We start from the raw sequence: 7,650 nt of genomic DNA on the forward strand, positions 1-7,650 counted from the left end.
CAGATGTTTCGAGCGGCGTACTTATTTTTGATCATCCTCTGCATTACACCAACCATTCCTGGGTTGGTTGGTGTACTGGCGTCTTCTCTTAGTTATATTCCCCCAATTGGATTAGATCAGCTTTCATTAGCAGGCTATTTACAAGTGTTCAATTGGGTTGGGTATGAGCAATCTCTCTTACTCACTATCGCCAGCGCATTTTTTAGTACCTATTTATCCTGTCTGTTTTGCTTTGCGATATTGCAGCAGCTATGGCTCAATCGTCACTGGCGAAAAGTAGAAAACCTTTTGTCCCCTTTATTAGCGATGCCTCACGTGGCTTTTGCTATCGGTTTTGCTTTTCTATTCGCTCCAACAGGCATGCTTGCACGCCTGATCAGCCAAAGCTTTGGCATTGAATTGAACACTCAAGATACCGCGTGGTTAGTCAATGACCCTTATGCGCTTGGATTAACCATCGCACTCTCCTTTAAGGAAGTGCCCTTTTTGCTTTTGATGAGCATTCCAGTATTGCAACAGCTGAAAATAGAGAACGTTGCCAAAGTCAGCGCCTCTTTGGGTTACACACCGAACCAAATGTGGTGGAAAGCGGTATTCCCACAATGGTTAGTTAAAATGCGCTTTGCCTTGTTTGCCGTGATGGCTTATGGCGTTTCCGTGGTCGACCTCAGCCTCATCTTAGGGCCTAATAATCCACCAACCTTTGCCGTCTTGGTTTGGCAATGGTTTAACGACCCAGATCTATCACTATTACCTCGCGCAGCGGCTGGTGCGGTCATCCTGTTTATTACTGCTAGCCTGCTTATGCTTGTGATTATTGTGCTCGAAAAGCTCATTACAGGTCATTGGGGAAAATGGCAGTTTTCTGGGCGCTATGGCTTTGCATTACCGGGGAAAAGCTTGTTTGCATTTTCTGCCCTAATGGCTGCGATGATGTTCCCGTTGATGGCTATCTGGAGTTTTGCTCATCGCTGGCGATTCCCTGATCTATTGCCATCGAAATACAGTGAACGCTTCTGGATGAATGAATGGGTAAATATTATTCCAACGATTCATCAGAGCTTACTTTTAGCACTGGTGACGGCAACCGCCGCTCTTATGCTTGGTATTTTAGCTCAAGAGTACAAGACCAAATACAAGCTCCATTTGCCTAATTACATCATTGCCCTACCAATGTTGATCCCGCAGCTGTCGATACTATTTGGATTACAAATCAGCACCCTTTACATCTCTAGTGATTCGTTTTTCCTCTGGGTAAGCTGGTCGCATATTTTCTTTGCTTTCCCCTTTGTCTACCTTGCATTAGATGGCCCATGGCGCAGCTACGACAATAACTACACTCGAGCCGCATTAAGCCTAGGTAAAACGCCACTCTATACGTTTATTCATGTAAAAGCGCCTCTACTCTTACCCGCCATCTTGTACGCTTGGGCGGTTGGTGCCAGCGTAAGCTTGGCGCAATATTTACCGACGCTTATCTTAGGTGGTGGCCGCATCGCCACCATCACCACAGAGGCGGTTGCTTTATCCAGTGGGTTCGACCGCCGTGTCACCGCAATTTATGCCATTTGGCAAGCTATACTGCCATTTGTTTTCTTCTCTCTCGCTGTTGTATTAGGCCGACTGCAACATCGTCGTCGCTTATTTAGTAAGGAACCTGTTACGCATGACACTATGTCTCGAAAGCCTCACCATCCGTAAAAAAGGTGGAGAAGCACTGTTTTCTGATCTCAATGTCACCGTTCAGCCCGCAGACGTGCTCTGCTTAATGGGGCCAAGTGGGTGCGGCAAATCCACATTGTTAAGCCTAATTGCAGGCCATTTAAGTGATGAATTTGAATATCAAGGCACGGTAAAACTTAACGACGCCATACTCATGGATAAAGAACCATACCTGCGAGAGGTCGGCATACTCTTTCAAGATGACATGCTCTTCCCTCACTTGAATGTTTGGCAGAACCTTGCGTTTGCTCTGCCAAACGCCATTAAAGGCGAAGAAAGAAAACTGCGCGCTTTGCATGCTCTGAGCAATATCTCTTTAGAACACCTTGCAGACTCATACCCTGACCAAATTTCTGGTGGACAACGTGCGCGAGTCAGTCTTTCTCGTATGCTGTTAGCAAAACCTAAACTGGCGTTGTTGGATGAACCTTTTAGTAAACTTGATAAAGAACTACGCAGTCAGTTCAGAGATTGGGTGATCGAACAGCTGCATAAAGCAAACATACCAGCGTTAATGGTGACCCATGATATTGAAGATGTGCCTACGAACGGGCATGTATTGAATTGGCCATGGGAGACGCAACATGCTCGATAAATTTAGTATTCAAGTGATCCGGTGGCCACTGACCCAATCTGCAACCTTACTCAATAAATGGGGAGTGACAGCCAATCAAACGACATTTATTGGATTTTTAATTGGTTGCTTAGCGTTTCCAGCTCTTACGATAGAAAACTATGGACTTGCCCTTTTATTCATTGTGATGAATCGAATCGCGGACGGCCTCGATGGTGCTTTGGCACGCATTCAAGGCATTACCGATGCAGGTGGCTTTCTCGACATCAGCCTCGACTTTCTATTCTATTCTCTCATCCCATTTGGTTTTGTTGTCGCAAACCCAGAAGCTAATGCCGTTGCCGGTGCCTTTTTGATTTTCTCCTTTATCGGAACGGGGTGTAGTTTCTTAGCATTTGCTGTCATGGCAGGCAAACGTGGTATCGATAATCCGGTATACAAACATAAGTCACTTTACTATATGAGCGGTTTAACCGAAGGGACCGAGACGATCGCTTGCTTTGTCTTATTTTGTCTCCTTCCTCAGCATTTTGCTCTGATCGCCTATATATTTGGTTCGGCTTGCTGGTTTACTACCTTTACCCGTATTTACTCAGGTTTCCATACACTCAAACAGCCAGATTCATGTGAAAAATCTGAATAGTCTAAGGACTTGATCGTCGTCAAAGCGACATCGAATAATGGTATCGAGGTGATGTATAAAACACATCATCACGTTACCATGTAGCTACTCGAATTCAGCTAAGTAGCACAATAACGTCATGGCAGATACCACTGAACGCGTTCTTCTCAACATCGCACTCAATTTAAGCTCAAATCTTTCCAGCAAACATCAATATCAAAAACTGATCGACGGAATCGGTCAGGTCTTTCCATGCGATGCCAGTGCTCTGTTTGTGTTTGATGAAGACGGTTTTCTAACACCCGTCGCGGTGAAAGGTCTCTCCACCAGCGTATTAGGACGCCGTTTTTTCCCAAGTGCTCATCCAAGGCTCCAAGCGATTATCGAAAGCAAAACTCCCGTTAGATTTGATGCCGACAGCTCACTTCCCGACCCCTTTGATGGCATGATGCTTTCAGAAGAACATAACATTGATGTTCACGATTGCATGGGAGCAAGTCTTTATGTTGATGGACAACTCGTGGGCGTGCTAACCCTTGATGCTCTGGCCGTCGGTGCGTTCGACCATGTTGATAGCTTAGCGATTGAAACTTTTGCGGCTTTAGCTGCGGCAACGCTACGTAATATCGCGCAGTTCAAAGCGCTAAAAGCTCAAAACCAAAAGCAAAAACACGTCACCCAAATGCTCATCCAACAAGCACGGTCGTTGCATGGTGAAATGGTGGGACTAAGCCCTCAAATGCGCCAGCTTAAAAACAATATCGACACGGTTGCCAAATCCGACTATGCGGTATTAATCACCGGAGAAACGGGTACAGGTAAAGAACTGGTTGCTCACCATCTGCATGCCAATTCGTTACGAGCAGATAAACCCATGGTTTACGTTAACTGCGCCGCTTTACCTGAAGGATTGGCAGAGAGTGAGCTCTTTGGCCATGTCAAAGGTGCTTTCACAGGTGCCAATAGCCATCGAGCAGGAAAATTTGAACTGGCTGATGGCGGTACCATTTTCCTTGATGAGCTTGGTGAATTGCCATTAGTGCTGCAAGCGAAGCTGCTTCGCGTGATCCAACAGGGCGAGCTGCAACGTGTCGGTAGTGATAAGCATCTTTTAGTCAACGTTCGCATCATTGCTGCGACCAACCGACAACTTGAACAAGAAGTGGAACAAGGGCAATTTCGTGCAGACTTATATCATCGCCTAAATGTGTTTCCGATCCATGTCCCGGCCCTTCGTAAACGCGAGGGTGATATCCCAGTACTTGCTGGCTATTTATTAGAGAAAGTACGCCAACAATTTAACGTGCCCAACCTTCACCTCCATCCCAAAGCATTAAGTGCTTTGGAGCAACAACATTGGGCAGGGAATGTGCGAGAGCTTGAGCACACCTTAACCCGGGCGGCGCTACGTGCAATACAAGAGGAAAAACAAACCATTTTACTCAGCCACTTTGAGGGGAATATCGCGACTAAAGATGTAAAAATGACAACGCATTTTTTTCCCGCAGAAAGCAGCCCTATGCGTTCACTCGTGGAAGGCTATCAAAAAGATCTCATTCGCCATGCACTTGATAAATCGGACGGAACTTGGGCAAAAGCCGCACAATTTTTACAAATGGATCGCGGGAACCTGTACCGCATGGGCAAAAAGCTCGGTGTCGATTCCTAACGATTAAACTCTACCGATGTGTATTTGACATCATTTGTGTTGTTAAATACACATCGAATTAAACTGAAAAATCAAAGTAAATCCTTAAAATTCAAACAGATACAAAGTGGCACGTTCCATGCTCTATTAGGTCATATGTGAATTTCACAATTTGATGAATAATAATAAGCACTGGAGACCCAAGATGTTCTGTATTCAATGTGAACAGACAATTCAAACCCCTACTACAACTGGCTGCTCATTTGCTCAAGGCATGTGCGGAAAAACGGCGGAGGTGTCCGACCTACAAGACGTTTTGGTTTATACCCTGCAAGGAGTGTCTTTCTGGGCAACGCAAGCCCGCCAATTTGATATTATCGAAGACGCTGTTGATCAGTGGGCACCAAAAGCCTTCTTCTCTACCCTAACTAACGTTAACTTCGATCCTCAACGTATTCTGGATTTAACATCGCAAGCTGCCATTTTCAAAGCCGAACTAAAACAAAAAGTACTAGCGGCAGCAGCCATTTCAAATCATGAGCTCTCAGTTCCTGAAGTTGCAAACTTTGAACTGCCAGCAACAGCCGAAGAAATCCTAGCCATCGCACCGCAAGTTGCGGTAAACCGTGGAAAAGAGTCCGTCCATGAAGACGTTATTGGTTTGCGTTTGTTATGTCTATATGGCCTGAAAGGCGCAGCGGCATACATGGAGCACGCACGCGTGTTACACCAAACAGATAACGATATCTACGCGGAGTACCACGAAATCATGGCGTGGTTAGGCACCGACCCTGAAGATCTAAATGCGCTACTTGATTGCTCTATGCGCATCGGCTTAATGAACTACAAAGTGATGGCAATGCTGGATGAAGGTGAAACCATCACATTTGGTCACCCAGAACCAACCGCCGTCAATGTGAAGCCGGTTAAAGGGAAATGCATATTGGTTTCTGGTCATGACTTACATGATCTGGAAAAAATCTTGCAACAAACCGAAGGTCTTGGCATCAACGTTTATACCAATGGTGAAATGTTGCCTGCACACGGCTACCCAGAGCTGAAAAAGTACCCTCACCTTGTAGGTAACTACGGTAGCGCTTGGCAAAATCAGCAAAAAGAATTTGCTAACTTCCCGGGTGCCATCGTGATGACATCGAACTGTCTTTTAAACCCAAATGTGGGTCAATATGCTGACCGCCTATTTACTCGTAGCATTGTAGGTTGGCCGGGTGTTGAACATATTGAAGGGGATGATTTCAGCAAGGTTATCCGCTGTGCCTTGTCACAACCAGGTTTCCAGCATGATGAAATCGAACACATGATCACTGTTGGCTTTGGCCGAAACGCGCTTATGAATGCAGCACCAGCCGTTATTGACCAAGTAAAACAAGGCAACATTAAACACTTCTTCCTTGTTGGGGGCTGTGATGGTGACAAAAAAGAACGCAGCTATTACACCGACTTCACTACCGCTGCGCCAGAAGATACGCTGATTCTAACGTTGGCATGTGGTAAGTTCCGCTTTAACAAAAACACCTTTGGTGATATCAACGGCATACCACGTTTGCTCGATGTAGGTCAGTGTAACGATGCTTATTCGGCGATTCAGCTGGCACTAGCTCTGTCTAAAGAGTTCGATTGTGACATCAATGAACTCCCTCTCACGTTGGTTCTTTCTTGGTTTGAACAGAAAGCAATTGTCATTTTGCTAACGCTATTCGCACTCGGTGTGAAAGGCATCTACACAGGCCCAACAGCTCCAGCGTTTCTAACTGAGAACCTGATTAACATCATTCAAGAGAAGTTCGACATGCGAATGATTTCAAATGTTGAAGATGATCTAAAAACCATTCTTGCAGCATAAACAAGTCCATCGTCAATTCGCAGCCTCATTTTTCAATGAGGCTGCATGTATTTTCCCGATATGAGAGCGCTATATGTATTCCCAATGGCAACAAAATCAAGCTGTTTCACTTCGTTGTATTGATAAATGGCAGGAAACACCTGACTGCGTCAGTTTCCGTCTTCAGCATCCGGAAAAGCCTCAATCTCACTCATTCAAACCCGGGCAATTCATCAGTCTTGGCATCGATTTAGATGGTAAAACTGAATATCGAGCCTATTCCATCAGCTCTTTACCGAGTGACCCTTTCTTACAACTGACTGTTAAGCGTGTTGAAGGCGGAAAAGTCTCTAACCACCTCGTCGATCACCTTAACATTGGTGACGACCTTCAAGTGCTGCGCCCTGCTGGTGAGTTCAATTGTATCGACCATCCACCAGCAAAACGAAAAGCGCTACTTATTAGTGCTGGCTGCGGTATCACGCCGGTTTTCTCTATGGCCAGTTACTGGCTAAATCAAAACCAAGCAATCGACATTCAGTTTCTGCATATCGCCAGAAATAAACAACAGACGATTTATTTTGATCAACTGGAAACCATACAAGCCGTGCATAGTGATTTCACTCTAAGTCTATTGTTAAAAGACGCTCAAGGCACTAGACACCCACAAGGACGATTGAATAAAGAATGGTTAAGTGAATTGGTTGTAGATTTGCACGAAAGAACCGTTTTTCTCTGCGGACCGAAGCAATTTATGCTGGATGTAAAACAGTACTTATCAGAACTCAACTTCGATATGAATCACTTCTTTGAAGAGAGTTTTACGCCCAACGAATCAGAAGCAATGTCCCAAGCGGAAGAACAACAAAGTGTCACGCTCTCCGTTCCGGCATTTGGCCAGAGTTTTACCGTCAATTCAGGTGAAGTATTGGCGGATGCGCTTGAGAATGCAGGCTTGCCATTAATTGTCGCTTGCCGTAGTGGTATTTGCGGTTCTTGTAAATGTAAAGTCACCAAAGGCAGCGTTACTTCAACCAGTCAAGAAACCCTGACTGATGAAGAAATTGAACAAGGTTACGTGCTGGCCTGCTCGTCGATGATTCAGGCGAATAGCGAAGTAGAACTTGGTTAAGTTTCAGATGTAAACGGATAAGCTTCTGGTTTGCTTTTTAAGTTGGCCTAAATACCTAGGCCGATTTAGCTTTTTGAGGCTGCATATAACGGCTGCACGCATCCCCAAT

6 protein-coding genes are annotated in these 7,650 nt (G+C 45.2%); all 6 read left to right on the forward strand.

Annotation, left to right across the window (positions count from 1 at the left end):
* Window positions 1–3: 3 nt before the first annotated feature.
* The 6 genes from ACQEXS_RS19850 to ACQEXS_RS19875 all read left to right on the forward strand — a co-directional run bounded on the left by ACQEXS_RS19850 (window position 4) and on the right by ACQEXS_RS19875 (window position 7,541).
* On the forward strand, window positions 4–1,701 hold the full coding sequence (locus tag ACQEXS_RS19850) for an ABC transporter permease (RefSeq protein ID WP_427014947.1): 1,698 nt from the start codon (window positions 4–6) through the stop codon (window positions 1,699–1,701).
* Complete coding sequence (locus ACQEXS_RS19855; protein WP_427014948.1) at window positions 1,667–2,317, forward strand: ATP-binding cassette domain-containing protein; 651 nt, start codon at window positions 1,667–1,669, stop codon at window positions 2,315–2,317. Before ACQEXS_RS19850 ends, ACQEXS_RS19855 begins: the two co-directional genes overlap by 35 nt.
* Window positions 2,307–2,939, forward strand: coding sequence for a CDP-alcohol phosphatidyltransferase family protein (locus ACQEXS_RS19860; RefSeq protein ID WP_427014949.1), 633 nt, complete (start codon window positions 2,307–2,309; stop codon window positions 2,937–2,939). Before ACQEXS_RS19855 ends, ACQEXS_RS19860 begins: the two co-directional genes overlap by 11 nt.
* A 118-nt stretch (window positions 2,940–3,057) precedes the next feature.
* Entirely contained in the window at window positions 3,058–4,587 is a 1,530-nt protein-coding gene (gene norR / locus ACQEXS_RS19865) for a nitric oxide reductase transcriptional regulator NorR (protein ID WP_367986666.1), read from the forward strand.
* 184 nt (window positions 4,588–4,771) lie between these two features.
* Window positions 4,772–6,430 (forward strand): hydroxylamine reductase, encoded by a 1,659-nt coding sequence (hcp, locus tag ACQEXS_RS19870; protein ID WP_427014950.1) that lies wholly within the window; start codon window positions 4,772–4,774, stop codon window positions 6,428–6,430.
* Between the two features lie 73 nt (window positions 6,431–6,503).
* Window positions 6,504–7,541, forward strand: coding sequence for a 2Fe-2S iron-sulfur cluster-binding protein (locus ACQEXS_RS19875; RefSeq protein ID WP_427014951.1), 1,038 nt, complete (start codon window positions 6,504–6,506; stop codon window positions 7,539–7,541).
* The last annotated feature ends 109 nt before the right edge of the window (window positions 7,542–7,650 follow it).

The organism is Vibrio sp. TRT 17S01 (assembly GCF_050113695.1).
In the GTDB taxonomy this organism is placed as follows: domain Bacteria; phylum Pseudomonadota; class Gammaproteobacteria; order Enterobacterales; family Vibrionaceae; genus Vibrio.

Bases quoted from the DNA above. Each gene is read 5' to 3' on its own strand.
- hcp (WP_427014950.1), top strand. From the start codon at position 4,772: ATGTTCTGTATTCAATGTGAACAGACAATTCAAACCCCTACTACAACT.
- norR (WP_367986666.1), top strand. From the start codon at position 3,058: ATGGCAGATACCACTGAACGCGTTCTTCTCAACATCGCACTCAATTTA.
- ACQEXS_RS19875 (WP_427014951.1), top strand. From the start codon at position 6,504: ATGTATTCCCAATGGCAACAAAATCAAGCTGTTTCACTTCGTTGTATT.
- ACQEXS_RS19850 (WP_427014947.1), top strand. From the start codon at position 4: ATGTTTCGAGCGGCGTACTTATTTTTGATCATCCTCTGCATTACACCA.
- ACQEXS_RS19855 (WP_427014948.1), top strand. From the start codon at position 1,667: ATGACACTATGTCTCGAAAGCCTCACCATCCGTAAAAAAGGTGGAGAA.
- ACQEXS_RS19860 (WP_427014949.1), top strand. From the start codon at position 2,307: ATGCTCGATAAATTTAGTATTCAAGTGATCCGGTGGCCACTGACCCAA.